Below are 15,056 nucleotides of genomic sequence, written 5' to 3'. Positions count from 1 at the left end.
CAGATTCAACCGTTCTGGAGCGCGACCGGCCCGCGTTCAATCAAGCAAGCATGATTGTCGCAGGACGGGATTATTTATCGCCGAGTGCGCTTGCCTTTCGGCTTCTTCACAGGCTCCTGCACTTTGCGATAAATCCACAATCCGAACACCCCGATAAATAGCAGGAACACGGTACCTATGCTTTGCGACACGAACTCGATCCAGAACCGCCGGGGTTGCAGGGTCAGGGTGTAGGTGTCTTTCGGGCCGCGATTGGTTGTGGTGATGGAGCCGCTGGTCCAGCTGTCGAACAGCATCCAGATGGATGCGCCGCAAGCGAAGGTAATCAGAACGCCAACGAGTACGGTCAGCCAGAAGGTCGCCCGGCTTTGGCGATACGGCGGCGGATGGGGCAGGGGGATGCGGGTTCTTTTCTGGTTCATCAGGTGGCTCTGCGAAAGTCCTTTTCGCGGTCAGGAAACCGCTGTTTCTTGAAGTTGTGCAGTCAGCATCTGCCGCACGTCTGATGGTCGCCCGGCGAGGTGCGCGCACTCGGCAATCACCTTCAGAATTGCGATCACATCCGGGGTCAGCGCTGTGCCAAGGCAGATACGCACGCCCGTGGTTGCATGCCCGTCGGCGAAAAAAATCCCGCTCCCGGCCACGTGGCAACCGCGCTCGCTGGCCAGCCGATCCAGCGCCAACATGTCCGTGTGTGCTGGCAACTCGATCCAATGAATGAACCCCCCGCGTGGTGGCACATACACGGTTCCCGCAGGGAAATCCGTGCGCACCAGCGCTTCGACAAAGCTTGCATGCGAAGACAGTTGCGACCTGAGCCTGGCGCAGTGCTCTTCCATGTAGCCGCGCCCGATAAATTCGTTGAGGACATTTTGCGCCAGGCTGGAAACCGCCAGGTTGCGGGAAAACATCTGCGCCAGAATGGCATTGCGGTACTTGCCGGCCAGACACCAGCCAACGCGATAGCCGGGCGCGATGGTCTTGGAGAATGACGAACAGTAAATCGTCTGTCCGCTGCTGTCGTAGCTCTTGATCGCGCGCGGGCGTTCGCCTTCGGGCACCAGGTCGAAGAAGATATCGTCCTCGATAATCGGCACATCCGCGTCGCGAGCGATCTGTGACAGCCGTGCGCGGGTTTCCTCGGGCATGATGAAGCCACGGGGATTCTGCAGGGTCGGGTTGAGAAAAATCACCGCGACCTTTTTCAGTTTCAACGCCTCTTCGAGGTGATCGACGTCGAGGCCCAGTTTGCCGTGCGTACGGATCGGCAGGGCGCGCATGCCCAGGCGTTCGATGGTCTGCAGGATGCCGTAATAGGTCGGGGTTTCGATGGCGACGGTGGCGCCTCGCGGCGCGACGGCTTCCAGTGCCAGCTCCAAGGCGATCGTGTCGCCCGATGTCATCAGAATATCGTCTGGCCCGCAAACCACGCCACGGGTCAGCATCAGTCCGGCAATCCGACGGCGCAGCGCTGGCAGGCCGGGCGGTGCGACCAGCCCGGTCAGCGAGTTGTCAGCTTTGCCGGCCAGCACCGAAAGGCACTTGTTGAGGAGCACGTTCGGCGTGAGGTCGCCGTGCAACACGGCCGAGTTCAATGACGCGGTAGTGCGCGAAGCCGCTTGGGAGAGCATCGCGACCACCGCATGATTGACGTTGACCGGAACACTGGAGAAATCAAAATCACTGGCCGGTTTGCCCCGTCCTGAAGCCGAGACAAAATAGCCGACACGGGGGACCGTCGAAACATAGGCATCGGCTTCCAGATCCGCCAGCGCGCGCTGAACGGTGGTGATGCTGGTTTCAAACATTCGGGTCAGGGCGCGGATCGAGGGCAGCTTCGTATCGGCCGGCCATTCCCCGCTGTCGATCTGACGAATGATCCAATCCTTGACTATCCGCCAGCGCTTGTCCGGCAAATCAAACCTGTCCATAAGTTCTCTGTTGTGTCGCGAAACAATTCAGAGAAAGTAGAGTAAAACGCCCCCCGTTGCAGCAACTATGACGATGTTGAGCGCAACCAGGCCGAAGGCGAATCGGATCAGACTGTGCTCTTCATGCCGGTTGGCGCCGGCCAGCCCGGTGATCAGCGACAGAATTGATAGCGACCCCAGCGCGCCATGCCCGGCGGCACTGTTGACCATCGCGGCCAGCCACGCGCCGTGCTCACTGGTCAGTGCGGCGATGGACGGCATGACGAGTGTGTTGCCGCCGACGTTGGAGCCAGTGACATAACCGGCAATCCCTGCCAGCAACGCGATGGTCGGTGCCAGGGAAATCCCTGACAACGATTGCAGCGTGCGCTGCGCCTCGACCAGGAACCCGGCATTGACCATCACTTGCGAGAGCAGCAAAAACAGGAAAATCGTCGTGACCGGAAACTTCGCCCGATTAAACAGCGCGCGCCACGGGAAGCCCGCCGCAGCGCTTTGCCGAATCGCCATCCACAAGCTGACGATCATCAATGCCAGCCCGGGGGACGCCAATGGCTTCCACGAAACGTGTTCGCCTTTGACCATCCACAGCGCATCCCAACCCGACAGAACAAACAATCCTCGCGACGCAACGATCACCCCCAGCAAGGCCAGATAGGGCCACGCCGCGTTCGGCCAGCGCACCCGTTTTCTGCGTTGTACGAACGAAATGCCCAAGCCAACGCAGGCCACGGCCAGACCGGCCAGCACACCGGAGACTTCCGGCCCGATCCACAGGTTGATGGAAAACAGCACTGCGACAAACAGCGCCGTCACCACGATCAGCCCCAGCCACGGCGAGACGCTGCGGATGCCGCCCTGCCACATGGCAATCGCGGCCAGGCAGAGGAACACCGGCGCACTGATCAGCGCCGAATGACTGCCGAGGGTTTGCGCCGGCAAGTGCGCGAGCAACGCGCCAATCACCGTCGCCAGCCCCAAAGTGCCCCACGGCATGATGACCATCCCTGCCAGCGCGATTTTCATCCCCGACTGTCGCGTAAACAGGCCTATCAACAGCGGCACCGTAGCGATCAGCGAGACGCCGAACCCCGTCATCGCTTCAAGCAACGGCGCCAGGCCCAGCACGATGAAGATGATCTGCGCCGGCGGTGTCCAGCCGAGCTCTTTGACCCAGGCACCGATGGCCTGAGGCGCACCACCGCGCTCGACCAGAATGACAAAGGCCAGCCCCGGTACGATCACGCAAGCGGTGCTGAGGAACAGAATTGTGGTGTCCTGAAAGATTGCAGAAGTGATCGCGACGGATACGGCCCCGGCAGCGCCTGACAACCACAGTACGAGCACCAGTGCCACGCCCGCCAGCGCAGCTTGTACCGGTGGGCGGCGGACGATCAGGATTAATGCGATGACCAGAACGATGGGGGACATTTGCAACAAAAGAGAGCTCATGCACAGGTTTCCAGAAAACAGGTAATGCGCTCTGTCGACTTGAAAGGTCCAGAGTGTTTGCGGGGCGCGAGGTGTGGCCAGGCGCGGGATCGCCAAGGCGTGTAGAAATACTGGCGAGTTTTTCTGTACGGGGAGAGATACAGATTTCGGGTTTTTTCCAATACACCCGAGGGCGATGGATACCGAGAGAAGCGGGGTGAGGAGGAGGGGATCAAATCGCGGGCATAAAAAAACCCTGAATCTTGCGATTCAGGGTTTTCGGTATTTGGTGCCCAGAGACGGAATCGAACCGCCGACACGGGGATTTTCAATCCCCTGCTCTACCGACTGAGCTATCTGGGCAACGGGGCGCATTAAAAGGGTTTTTCGGATTCTCGTCAACGACTTTTTTAAAATTTCTTAAATTAATTCCGTCGCTTACGATCCGACCCCCGATTTTGTGGGCTTACTGCGCAGGCGGAACGTAGCCTTCAGCCTGGGCGTATTCCTCGCCGGAGAAGTACTTGTCCATTTCGCCCTGCAGAAATTTGCGATCTTCGGCGTTCATCATGTTCAGGCGTTTTTCGTTGATCAGCAGAGTCTGGTGTTTCTGCCAGTCGGCCCAGGCCTTGGCCGAGACGTTGTCAAAAATGTCCTGCCCTTTGGCGCCCGGGTACGGTGGGCGTTCCAGGCCTTCGAGTTGTTCTTTGTACTTGCGGCACATTACGGTGCGGGTCATGGCGACTCTCCTGCATTCAAGACGGCGGCCGCGCGTTCGAGCAAGGTTTTGACCGGGGCGGCGAGGCCCAGGCGCGGCGGGGTGGCGAGGTTATACCAGAGCCAGTCGGCCTCGGCCACGTGATGGCTGGCCTCCTGCACCTGAACCAGCCAGGGTTCGATGGCCAACTGGAAATGGCTGAACGTGTGGACGAGGCTCGGCAGCGCCTGCTGCTCGCCCAGTGCCAGCGAGTGCTGATCGGCGAGATGTTGCAGGTCGTCGAGGTCGTCGAGTTCCGGCAGGCTCCACAGACCGCCCCACAAACCGGTCGATGGGCGGCGATAAAGCAGAATCGCGCCCTTGCCATTGGCCAGCATCGGCATCAGCGTGCGTTTCTGCGGGATGGCTTTGCGCGGCTTGGGAATCGGATAGCGCGTCTCCAGGCCGAGCATGTGGGCTTCGCAGCCACGCTCTAGCGGACACAGCAGGCAGCTTGGCTTGCTGCGGGTGCACAGCGTGGCGCCGAGATCCATCATTGCCTGGGTGTAGGCGTTGACCCGATCGTGCGGCGTAAAGCGCTCGGCATTGGCCCACAGCTGTTTGGCGACCTTCGGCTCGCCGGGGTAGCCCTCCTGCGCGGTAAAGCGCGCCAGAACGCGTTTGACGTTGCCATCGAGGATCGGCGCGCGCAGGCCCATGCTGATACTGGCGATAGCGCCAGCGGTGGACAGGCCTATGCCCGGCAACTCGACCAGCTTCTCGACATCGCGCGGAAATTCGCCAGCGTACTGGCTGACGACGATCTTCGCGGTTTTCTGCAGATTGCGTGCGCGGGTGTAGTAACCCAGGCCAGTCCACAGGTGCAGCACTTCGTCTTCCGGCGCTTCGGCCAAGGCTTCGACCGTTGGCAGCGCGGCCATGAAGCGGTCGAAGTAGTTGAGCACAGTGCTGACCTGAGTCTGCTGCAACATGATTTCCGACACCCAGACCCGATACGGGTTGATGTCCTGCTGCCAAGGCAAATCGTGGCGGCCATGGCGGTCGAACCAATCCAGCACCGCCTCTGAAAACTGCTCCGCTCTCATCGCTTGAACAGCCCCTTCAATGCGTTTTTCAATTCCGGGCTGACCTTGTCGCCAAGTTTCTCGTCGATCTTCTCGCTGAGTTTGTCGCCGGCCAGTTTGCTCGCGACCTGGCCCATGCGTTCGTTATCCAGGCGGCACGCCTTGGCGCCCAGTTCCAGCGGGCCACGGCAGCGCAGTGGCCACTCGATGCCGACGAATTTGTCGCCAACCTGACAGGCCGGATCCGGCATGGCGCTGGTGTCGCCTTCGACGATGATGCCGACGCGGTAGTCCATGCCCAGCACCCGCAGATCGATGTCGCCGTCACCGTTGACGGTCATGCCCGGAATACGAACCTTAAGGTCCGGGTTGCTGGCGATGCCGTTACGGAAAGTCAGGTTGCCCTTGAGTTCCTGGAACGGAGTGTCCTTGCCCCGTGGCTCGCCGCTGAGTGACTTGCGATTGAGGGTGGCGATGCCTTTGCACAGTTGCTGCTCAAGGTTGGCGTTGAGCAGCACGCCGTTGTTGATGACGAAACTGGCGTTGCCGTTGAGGCTGTCGATCAGCGCCTGTTGGCTGTTGCCGCTGCCGGTGAGGTTGCTGGTCAGTGTTACCAGGCCTGTGACGGGCGGTTTTTTGCCTTGGCTTTCGAGGATTTTTTCCGCTGGCACGCGGTTGATTTTGGTCTGCAGGTTGAGCACCGGGGCGCTCGGGCGCACGTCGAGGGTGCCCTTGGCTTCAAACCCGCCGTTGTACAGCTCGCCGCTGAGGTTGCCGAGGGTCAGCAGACCGCCCTGGCCAGTGGCTTTGAGCGCGGCATTCTGCATCGGCAGTTTGTCGAGGGTCAGTTGGCCGAAGGTCAGGTCGGCGTCCACGTCGAGTTTGGCCAGGCGTTCAACCGGCAGCAGGCGCTCGGTGCTCCAGGCGGTTTTGCTCGGTTTGTCTGGCAGCGGTGTAGAACCCGCACCGGCGATGGCATTGGCTTCGGTGCTGGCGACTTCGGCCTGACGGGTTTGCGTGGCGCTGTTGGCCTTTTCCGATTTCGGCGGCAGGTAACGGTCGACGTTGAAGGTGTCTGCCTTGAGGATCGCGCGCAACGATTGCTTGGCGAAGTCTTCGACGGCGATGCGCCCGCTGAAGCTGCTGTCGTCGAGTTTCAGGTTGATGTTGTCGAACGCGACGCTGCTCGGTGTGGCCGCAATGCGGCTGACCAGTTCGACTTTGCTCAGGCTGCCTTCGGCCATGGCCGGCAGTTTTTGACCGATGCTGTCGACGAATTTCGCCAGATCGAACTGGGCGATCGAGATACCGCCAGTGATCTGTGGGGTCTTGTCGAGGTCGTTGGCTTTCAGTTCACCCAAGGCGCGCAATTGGTTGGCGGAGATCTTGATCCCGGTCCATTCGGCGACGTTCGCCGCTTTATCCAGCAGCAGTTGCCCTTGGGCGGAGAAGGTCATGGTCTTGCCTTGCAGCGGATCGCCCGCCACTTCGCCGGAGAGCTTCATGTCTTCGAACTTGTAGCGTTGCAGGGCGCGCTCGAAGCGCAACTCGCCATTGAGCTCGGTGCGCACGCGCAGCACCGGCTGATTAGTGCCGAGAAATGCCGTGGCCTTGATCGGGATGTTGGTCGAGTCGTGCACCGGGCCGGTGCTCAACTGGATGCTCTCGGCGCTGAACTGCTTGCCGCTCAGTTCATCGTTGTACTCAACGCGGGCGTTGTTGACGGTCAGGCTGTCGATGTCGAGGCGGATCGGTTGCGCCGGTTTCTCCACGGCGACCGGGGCGTCGCTGGCGGGTTGGCCGGGAGCAGAGGCAGGCGGCGTTGCACCAGGCGCGACCGGCACCTTGCCGATATCTTCCCAGTTGCCATGGCCGTTCTTGTCACGGTTCAGGCGCAGGTTGAGGCCTTCGACGCGCACATCGCTCATCTGCACTTCGCGGCGCAACAGCGGCAGCACGCGCACGGACAGGCCAAGCATCTGCAAATCGGCAAACGGTTCGGCGGGTTTGGCCAGGGTGGCGACGCTGGCTTCGTGCAATTCCAGGCCGAGCCACGGGAACAGGCTCCAGCCGATATCGCCATTGAGCGTCAGCTCGATGTGGGCCTTGTCGCGGGCTATCTGGCGGATCTCGTCTTTATAGTCGTTGGGATCGAAGAGGTGGGTCAGGGCAAAGCCTGCCGCCACAATGATCAGCAACAGCCCGAGGAGTACCAGACCCAGGATTTTGCCGAACGCTTTCATGGGCGAGTCCTTGTAATTAGTCGAATTCGTAATTTAGCCGGGGAGTATAGCGCTGCATCAGTCTTCACTGCTGAGGCGTCCTGCCTTGGTCGTTGACTCGCCGCTTGTAGCGCTTCGACAACGGATGCGATGGGGGTTCACCGCAGAGATAAGATCAGGTAACAGAAAAAAGGTGATATCAGTTTGGTTTTTCTGTCACGTGCAAATGGTAACCTTCGCCGGTTCGTCCGTCCTTCTGCGACTTAACGTCGCGCCTTCAAGGAGCTTCACTCAAAAAAACGGTCATGCCTGCGTGCATAAGGCCGGGGGTGAACAGTGGCTGGCGAACCATACTAATAATTGGGGGATACACAATGAGCACGAGCATCACGGCGGACGGCTTCAAAGCCGATCAGCCCGCGTTCCTGTCCAAGGAACGCATCATCGCCAAGCCCGGTTTCAACCGTTGGCTGGTTCCACCGGCCGCTCTGGCCATTCACCTGTGCATCGGCATGGCCTACGGCTTTTCGGTGTTCTGGTTGCCGTTGTCCAAGGCGCTGGGCGTTACTGCACCGGTGGCTTGCGCGCCGGACATGAGCTTCATCGCACAAGTCTTCTCGTCGCAATGCGACTGGCCGATCTCGATGCTCGGCTGGATCTACACCCTGTTCTTCATCTTCCTCGGCTGCTCGGCAGCGATCTGGGGTGGCTGGCTGGAACACGCCGGTCCGCGTAAGGCTGGTGTGGTTTCGGCACTGTGCTGGTGCGGTGGTCTGCTGATTTCGGCGCTGGGGATTTATACCCACCAGATCTGGCTGATGTGGATCGGCTCCGGCGTGATCGGTGGTATCGGTCTGGGCCTGGGCTATATCTCGCCGGTGTCGACCCTGATCAAGTGGTTCCCGGACAAGCGCGGCATGGCGACCGGCATGGCGATCATGGGCTTCGGCGGTGGCGCGATGGTCGGTGCACCGTTGGCGACCGCGCTGATGAGCCACTTCGGCTCGGCTGAAGGCGTTGGCGTCTGGCAGAGCTTCGTGGCCATGGCGGCGATCTACTTCGTGTTCATGATCGGTGGCGCCCTCGCTTACCGCGTGCCTCCAACCGGCTGGAAACCTGAAGGCTGGACCGCTCCAGCGAAAAAAGCATCCAACTCGATGATCACGCACCGTCACGTGCACGTGAATGTGGCGTGGAAAACCCCGCAATTCCGTCTGGTCTGGCTGGTGCTGTGCCTGAACGTGTCTGCCGGTATCGGCATTCTCGGCATGGCTTCGCCACTGCTGCAGGAAGTGTTCGGCGGCAAGCTGCTGGGTGTTGATGTGCCGTTTGGCCAGCTTGACGCCGGGCAACTGGCTTCGATTGCCGCGATTGCTGCCGGTTTCACCGGTCTGCTCAGCCTGTTCAACATTGGTGGCCGCTTCTTCTGGGCATCGTTCTCGGACTACCTGGGCCGCAAAAACACCTACTTCGTGTTCTTCGCACTGGGTTTTGCCCTGTACGCGCTGATCCCGAATCTGGGCCACCTGGGCAACGTTGCGCTGTTCGTGGCGGCGTTCTGCATCATCCTGTCGATGTATGGCGGTGGTTTTGCGACGGTTCCGGCGTATCTGGCCGACCTGTTCGGGACGCAGATGGTTGGCGCGATCCACGGTCGTCTGTTGACCGCTTGGGCGGCGGCCGGTGTGCTTGGTCCGGTGCTGGTGAACTACCTGCGTGAGTATCAACTGAGCATCGGCGTTGAACGCGCTGCCGCTTACGACATCACGCTGTATATCCTCGCCGGTTTGCTGGTGCTGGGCTTCCTGTGCAACCTGCTGGTGCGCCCGGTGGCTGACAAGTACTTCATGACCGATGCCGAACTGGCTGCCGAACAGGCGCTGGGCCATGACAAAGGTGCCGATGCGACCACCGTTCTGGAATGGAAAGCGGCACCGGGCAGCAAGCCGTTGGCGATTGCCGCTTGGCTGGCAGTGGGTATTCCGTTGGCGTGGGGTGTGTGGGTGACTCTGCAGAAAACGGCGGTATTGTTTAACTAAGTAAAAAGCAGTACCCCTGTAGGAGTGAGCCTGCTCGCGATAGCGGTCTGACAGTCACAGAAATGTTGATTGCAAGGTCCTCATCGCGAGCAGGCTCACTCCTACAGTTGTTTTTGGGCGCCTGTAATGGCTTGTATGCACATGTCTACCCGCGACACCCCCGTATTCACTCCGTCAGCCATATCCCTTCTCGTGTTTCTGTTTCGCGTTCGCGTGCCTATAATGGCTGCCTTTTTCGCCCAATGATTTTGCGGAGCTGGTGATGGCCGAACGTAAGGCTTCTGTCGAGCGCGACACTCTGGAAACCCAGATCAAAGCCTCGATCAACCTTGATGGCACCGGAAAGGCCCGATTCGATATCGGTGTTCCTTTTCTTGAGCACATGCTGGATCAGATCGCCCGTCACGGGTTGATCGACCTGGATATCGAATGCAAGGGCGATCTGCATATCGACGACCACCACACGGTGGAAGACGTCGGTATCACTCTCGGCCAGGCCTTCGCCAAAGCCATCGGCGACAAAAAAGGCATCCGTCGTTACGGCCACGCCTACGTGCCGCTCGATGAAGCGCTGTCGCGCGTGGTGATCGATTTCTCCGGTCGTCCGGGCCTGCAAATGCACGTGCCGTACACCCGCGCTACCGTTGGCGGCTTCGACGTTGACCTGTTCCAGGAATTCTTCCAGGGCTTCGTCAACCACGCGCTGGTCAGCATGCACATCGATAACCTGCGTGGCACCAACACCCACCACCAGATCGAAACCGTGTTCAAGGCTTTCGGCCGCGCGCTGCGCATGGCTGTCGAACTCGACGAGCGCATGGCCGGGCAGATGCCATCGACCAAAGGCGTTCTGTAATGCAGACGGTTGCAGTTATCGATTACGGCATGGGTAACCTGCACTCGGTGGCCAAGGCCCTCGAACACGTCGGCGCCGGTAAAGTGTTGATCACCAGCGATGCGGCCGTGATCCGCGAAGCCGACCGTGTGGTGTTCCCGGGTGTCGGCGCGATTCGCGATTGCATGGCGGAGATCCGTCGCCTCGAGTTTGATTCGCTGGTGCGTGAAGTCAGCCAGGATCGTCCGTTCCTCGGCATCTGCGTCGGCATGCAAGCCTTGCTCGATACCAGCGAAGAGAACAACGGCGTCGACTGCATCGGCCTGTTCCCGGGCGCGGTGAAGTTCTTCGGCAAAGACCTGCATGAAGACGGCGAGCACCTGAAAGTCCCGCACATGGGCTGGAACGAGGTGAAGCAGAAGGTCAGTCACCCGCTGTGGCACGACATTCCGGACATGGCGCGTTTCTATTTCGTGCACAGCTACTACATTGCCGCTGCCAACGCGCGGCAGGTGGTGGGCGGCGGTCATTACGGTGTCGATTTCGCTGCAGCGCTGGCCGATGGCTCGCGTTTCGCCGTGCAGTTCCACCCGGAGAAGAGCCATACCCATGGCCTGCAATTGCTGCAGAACTTCGCTGCGTGGGACGGTCGCTGGTAAATGGCTGCCAAGAAATCCAGACCGCCGATCCTGACCCTCACTCCCGAACAGGAGAACGAGGCCAATCACAAGATCAAGCGGTTCATGGAGGATCGTTTCGAACTGGACCTGGGTTCGTTCGAAGCGGCAGAAATTCTTGAGCTGTTTACCCGCGAAATTGCTCCGCACTACTACAACAGGGCGATTTTCGATGTGCAGACCCACCTCAAGGAACGGTTTGAGAGCATCGAAAGCGACCTGTGGGCGCTCGAGAAAAACTGATTTCCGAGCCAAGCTGAACATTCAAATTTGAAGGTTTGCCAGATGCTGATTATCCCCGCTATCGATCTTAAAGACGGTGCCTGCGTACGTCTGCGCCAGGGCCGCATGGAAGATTCCACGGTGTTCTCCGATGACCCGGTGAGCATGGCTGCCAAGTGGGTGGAGGGCGGCTGCCGTCGTCTGCATCTTGTCGACCTGAACGGCGCCTTCGAAGGCCAGCCGGTCAACGGCGAAGTGGTTACCGCCATCGCCAAGCGCTATCCGAACCTGCCGATCCAGATCGGCGGCGGCATTCGCTCGCTGGAAACCATCGAGCACTACGTCAAGGCTGGCGTGAGCTACGTGATCATCGGCACCAAAGCCGTGAAAGATCCGGCCTTCGTCGCCGAAGCGTGCCGCGCGTTCCCAGGCAAAATCATCGTCGGCCTCGACGCCAAGGACGGTTTTGTCGCCACTGACGGCTGGGCTGAAATCAGCACCGTGCAGGTCATCGATCTGGCCAAGCAGTTTGAAGCCGATGGCGTGTCTTCGATCGTTTATACCGACATCGCCAAAGACGGCATGATGCAGGGCTGCAACGTACCGTTCACCGCTGCGCTGGCTGCTGCAACCAAGATCCCGGTGATCGCTTCCGGCGGTATTCACAACCTCGGTGACATCAAGTCGCTGCTCGACGCCAAGGCGCCGGGCATCATCGGTGCGATCACGGGCCGGGCGATCTACGAAGGCACCCTCGACGTCGCTGAAGCGCAAGCTTTCTGCGATTCGTACAAAGGCTGAGGACTGACCATGGCGCTGGCCAAACGCATCATCCCTTGCCTGGACGTGGACAACGGCCGGGTCGTCAAAGGTGTGAAGTTCGAGAACATCCGCGACGCCGGTGACCCGGTGGAAATTGCCCGTCGTTATGACGAGCAGGGTGCTGACGAGATTACCTTTCTCGACATCACTGCCAGCGTCGATGGCCGCGATACCACGCTGCACACCGTCGAGCGCATGGCCAGCCAGGTGTTCATTCCGCTGACCGTTGGCGGTGGTGTACGCACCGTGCAAGACATCCGCAATCTGCTCAATGCCGGCGCGGACAAGGTTTCGATCAACACCGCAGCCGTGTTCAACCCTGAATTCGTTGGCGAAGCCGCGCAGCATTTCGGCTCGCAGTGCATCGTCGTCGCCATCGATGCGAAGAAGGTGTCGGGCCCGGGCGAAATCCCGCGCTGGGAAATCTTCACCCACGGTGGGCGCAAGCCGACCGGTCTCGATGCAGTCGAATGGGCGAAGAAGATGGAAGGCCTCGGTGCCGGTGAGATCCTGCTGACCAGCATGGATCAGGACGGCATGAAAAACGGTTTCGATCTCGGCGTGACCCGCGCCATCAGCGATGCGCTGGGCATTCCGGTGATCGCTTCCGGCGGTGTCGGCAACTTGCAGCATCTGGCTGACGGCATTCTCGAAGGCCACGCCAGCGCGGTGCTGGCGGCGAGTATTTTCCACTTCGGCGAATACACCGTGCAGGAAGCCAAGGCCTATATGGCCCATCGCGGGATTGTGATGCGTTAAACGGTACAGGCCAGTGGACAGCATGGCGTGCCCAAGGCACTCTTGGGCACGCCATGGATTTCGGTAGCCCGACATGATCAAACGCCTGCTTCTTGTTCTCGCCAGTGCTTCTTTGTTGCTCATCAACAGTGTCAGGGCCGAAAACAATCCCGACACCGATCTGGTGCTCCTCACCGAAAACTTCCCGCCGTACAACATGGCGAAGAACGGCAAGAACTTCGCTCAAGGCGAGAACATCAACGGTATCGCCACCGATATCGTGCGCGAGATGTTCCAGCGTGCCGGCCTCACTTACAGCCTGACCCTGCGCTTCCCTTGGGAGCGGGTGTACAAACTGGCGCTGGAAAATCCCGGATACGGCGCCTTTGTGATGGCGCGTCTGCCCGATCGCGAAAAACTCTTCAAGTGGGTCGGCCCGATCGGCCCCGACGACTGGATCCTGTTGGCCAAGGCTGACAGCAAGATCACCCTCGAAACCCTCAATGATGCGCGCAAGTACAAAATCGGCGCCTATAAAGGCGACGCGATTGCCGAGACGCTGACCAAGCAAGGCTTGAAGCCAGTAGTTGTGCTGCGCGATCAGGACAATGCGAAAAAGCTGATCAACGGCCAGATCGACCTGTGGGCCACGGGCGATCCTGCCGGCCGTTATCTGGCGCGGCAGGATGGAGTGACCGGACTCAAAACCGTGCTGCGCTTCAACAGCGCCGAGTTATACCTGGCGCTGAACAAGGACGTCTCCGATGAGATCGTCACCAGGTTGCAGACGGCTCTGGATCAACTGCGCAAAGAAGGTGTCGTTGACGACATCATGGCGCGCTATCTGTAACCACCGGAACCACCGGCAATTCGGGCGCCGGTTCAACGGTCATATCGACGTTGACTGTTGCGGCCTGCGCTGAAGAGGTCATATCGACATTGATTGTTGGGGCCTGTGTCGAGGAGGTCTTAAGCGGTAGTGGACAATGCTGTGCCACTTCTTCCAGCTGCGCAGGGAATTCAGTCATATAAAGGCTGCTGTTGTCGGCGTAATGAGTGTCGAACGCCATCTTGGTGCCATCGGCACGCAGCAACTCGTACAAGCTGTGCATTCGATACACCGCAACCGATTTACCCTTGGCTGCCATGGCGATAACTACTACAGGGTGTGGATTGCCCCATTCAGTCGAGGTTGTTTCTGTGTGGCTGAATGATTTGGGCAGGAGCGCCGAGAATCGGGTCATGCGAATGTCGCTAAGCACTTGGGCTGGCCAGTGTTTTGCGATTTTAAGGGCCGACTCGCCGCTGTAGCTCAATATTTCGTCCCGGTCGTGATCGGGGCGCGCCAGCCATTTGACCGACTGAGCTTGATCCGTGTCATTGCGGGCGGATCCGACGAGCATGTACTGGTCCGTGCGCCTTAGCTCATAAATAGGTGATTGCTGAAATTGCTCGATCGGTGGAAGTTGTTCTCTCACGGCGAACCAGGGCAGGCGAACGACATGCGTGACCTTCTCCGCTCCTGCCGATAGGGGCGACAGGTTTGTGGTCAACATCGGTGCCTCTGCAGGCGATGAGACTTCAACCGCAATCGGTATCCGTAGAGCATAAGCGGCATAGTGCCTGGCCGGTTCTATATAGCTTTTTACGCCAATAAAAGTACCGGGTGCGAAGTGGATTTCACCCTCTGCGGCAGTCCGCGGGGTAACACTCCAGGCACTGAAATTGTTCTTGGCGCCACTGCTTTTGTCGTTCCAGATCTGATTGCCGATATTTGCGCCGACCACGAGGTCTTCCCTGACGCAACGGACAGAATTGAGAGAAGGTTTGTCGTGGTCGCTGGTGCAGACAGTGCCCAGCGCGACATAGCCTTCGGGCGGTATCGGCCGCCACATAGCCAGACGCATGACAGAGCCCGAGCCTGTATCCCTCCAGATCTGTTCGAAATCGGTGGGCCGAGTCAGCGCATTTGTCTTGGATTTCCCCTCTCCCGGAGATTCGCCCTCGCGGACAACGGCCGTAATGAGTAGGCCATTCGGGTTGTTTCGGTTGTGCAGGGCGATGTCGCCTAGCGGGAAGTATCCTGGTAGCAGGTCTGGGTCGGGCATCGGGCGCCAGAAGCTTGCGGATTGGGAGCGTAGACCTGCTGTGTCCTGGATCCGCTGAAACTCCGTCGTGAAGTTGATCAACAGGTTGTCGACTTTGATGGATTCCATTTGCCTGGCGGGCAATACGGCATTGTCTTGAGCAGTCATCGTTATTCCTGATAGTAGAAAAGCGACTCAGGGGGAGTCGCGACCTGTTGCAGGTCTCACTATCTGCAAGTGCGCCAGGCACCTGGTGGTAACTATGTATTG

At 59.6% G+C, this 15,056-nt stretch carries 14 protein-coding genes and 1 tRNA gene; 7 read left to right on the top strand and 8 right to left on the bottom strand.

Annotation, left to right across the window (positions count from 1 at the left end):
* Positions 1-74: 74 nt before the first annotated feature.
* From ICA15_RS19325 to ICA15_RS19295, 7 genes are all read right to left on the bottom strand, one after another.
* On the bottom strand, positions 75-422 hold the full coding sequence (locus tag ICA15_RS19325; RefSeq protein WP_210554356.1) for a hypothetical protein: 348 nt from the start codon (positions 420-422) through the stop codon (positions 75-77).
* A gap of 30 nt (positions 423-452) precedes the next feature.
* Entirely contained in the window at positions 453-1,931 is a 1,479-nt protein-coding gene (locus tag ICA15_RS19320) for a PLP-dependent aminotransferase family protein (protein WP_210554355.1), read from the bottom strand.
* Positions 1,932-1,958: 27 nt separating this feature from the next.
* On the bottom strand, positions 1,959-3,383 hold the full coding sequence (locus tag ICA15_RS19315) for an L-lactate permease (RefSeq protein ID WP_210554354.1): 1,425 nt from the start codon (positions 3,381-3,383) through the stop codon (positions 1,959-1,961).
* A gap of 266 nt (positions 3,384-3,649) precedes the next feature.
* Positions 3,650-3,725, bottom strand: a tRNA-Phe gene (locus tag ICA15_RS19310).
* A 103-nt stretch (positions 3,726-3,828) separates the two neighbouring features.
* Positions 3,829-4,101: an oxidative damage protection protein gene (locus tag ICA15_RS19305; RefSeq protein ID WP_095190072.1), complete on the bottom strand. Its 273-nt coding sequence runs from the start codon at positions 4,099-4,101 to the stop codon at positions 3,829-3,831.
* Positions 4,098-5,165 (bottom strand): A/G-specific adenine glycosylase, encoded by a 1,068-nt coding sequence (mutY, locus tag ICA15_RS19300; RefSeq protein ID WP_210554353.1) that lies wholly within the window; start codon positions 5,163-5,165, stop codon positions 4,098-4,100. Before mutY ends, ICA15_RS19305 begins: the two co-directional genes overlap by 4 nt.
* Positions 5,162-7,387 (bottom strand): AsmA family protein, encoded by a 2,226-nt coding sequence (locus ICA15_RS19295; protein ID WP_210554352.1) that lies wholly within the window; start codon positions 7,385-7,387, stop codon positions 5,162-5,164. The genes mutY and ICA15_RS19295 overlap by 4 nt, the downstream gene beginning before the upstream one ends.
* Before the next feature lie 353 nt (positions 7,388-7,740).
* Between ICA15_RS19295 and ICA15_RS19290 the strand changes: the two genes are divergently transcribed.
* The 7 genes from ICA15_RS19290 to ICA15_RS19260 all read left to right on the top strand — a co-directional run bounded on the left by ICA15_RS19290 (position 7,741) and on the right by ICA15_RS19260 (position 13,549).
* Positions 7,741-9,405 (top strand): OFA family MFS transporter, encoded by a 1,665-nt coding sequence (locus tag ICA15_RS19290; RefSeq protein WP_150604031.1) that lies wholly within the window; start codon positions 7,741-7,743, stop codon positions 9,403-9,405.
* Between the two features lie 262 nt (positions 9,406-9,667).
* Complete coding sequence (gene hisB, locus ICA15_RS19285; RefSeq protein WP_042557195.1) at positions 9,668-10,261, top strand: imidazoleglycerol-phosphate dehydratase HisB; 594 nt, start codon at positions 9,668-9,670, stop codon at positions 10,259-10,261.
* Positions 10,261-10,899: an imidazole glycerol phosphate synthase subunit HisH gene (hisH, locus tag ICA15_RS19280; RefSeq protein ID WP_150604030.1), complete on the top strand. Its 639-nt coding sequence runs from the start codon at positions 10,261-10,263 to the stop codon at positions 10,897-10,899. The genes hisB and hisH overlap by 1 nt, the downstream gene beginning before the upstream one ends.
* Complete coding sequence (locus tag ICA15_RS19275; protein WP_150593884.1) at positions 10,900-11,160, top strand: DUF2164 domain-containing protein; 261 nt, start codon at positions 10,900-10,902, stop codon at positions 11,158-11,160.
* Positions 11,161-11,202: 42 nt separating this feature from the next.
* A complete protein-coding gene (gene hisA / locus ICA15_RS19270) occupies positions 11,203-11,940 on the top strand; it encodes a 1-(5-phosphoribosyl)-5-[(5-phosphoribosylamino)methylideneamino]imidazole-4-carboxamide isomerase (protein ID WP_014336098.1) in 738 nt (245 codons plus the stop codon).
* 9 nt (positions 11,941-11,949) lie between these two features.
* Complete coding sequence (hisF, locus tag ICA15_RS19265) at positions 11,950-12,720, top strand: imidazole glycerol phosphate synthase subunit HisF (RefSeq protein ID WP_084318197.1); 771 nt, start codon at positions 11,950-11,952, stop codon at positions 12,718-12,720.
* A gap of 73 nt (positions 12,721-12,793) precedes the next feature.
* Positions 12,794-13,549 carry a substrate-binding periplasmic protein gene (locus ICA15_RS19260; RefSeq protein WP_210554351.1) on the top strand — a complete coding sequence of 252 codons (756 nt, stop codon included), beginning with the start codon at positions 12,794-12,796 and terminating at the stop codon, positions 13,547-13,549.
* Here the strand turns inward: ICA15_RS19260 and ICA15_RS19255 are convergent.
* Positions 13,530-14,954, bottom strand: coding sequence for a Vps62-related protein (locus ICA15_RS19255; protein ID WP_210554350.1), 1,425 nt, complete (start codon positions 14,952-14,954; stop codon positions 13,530-13,532). The two genes, ICA15_RS19260 and ICA15_RS19255, sit on opposite strands and share 20 nt — an antisense overlap.
* Between the last annotated feature and the right edge of the window lie 102 nt (positions 14,955-15,056).

This window comes from Pseudomonas sp. P116, assembly GCF_020149425.1.
Taxonomy (GTDB): Bacteria; Pseudomonadota; Gammaproteobacteria; order Pseudomonadales; family Pseudomonadaceae; genus Aquipseudomonas; species Aquipseudomonas anatoliensis.
This window is presented reverse-complemented; position numbering and strand designations above follow the sequence as displayed.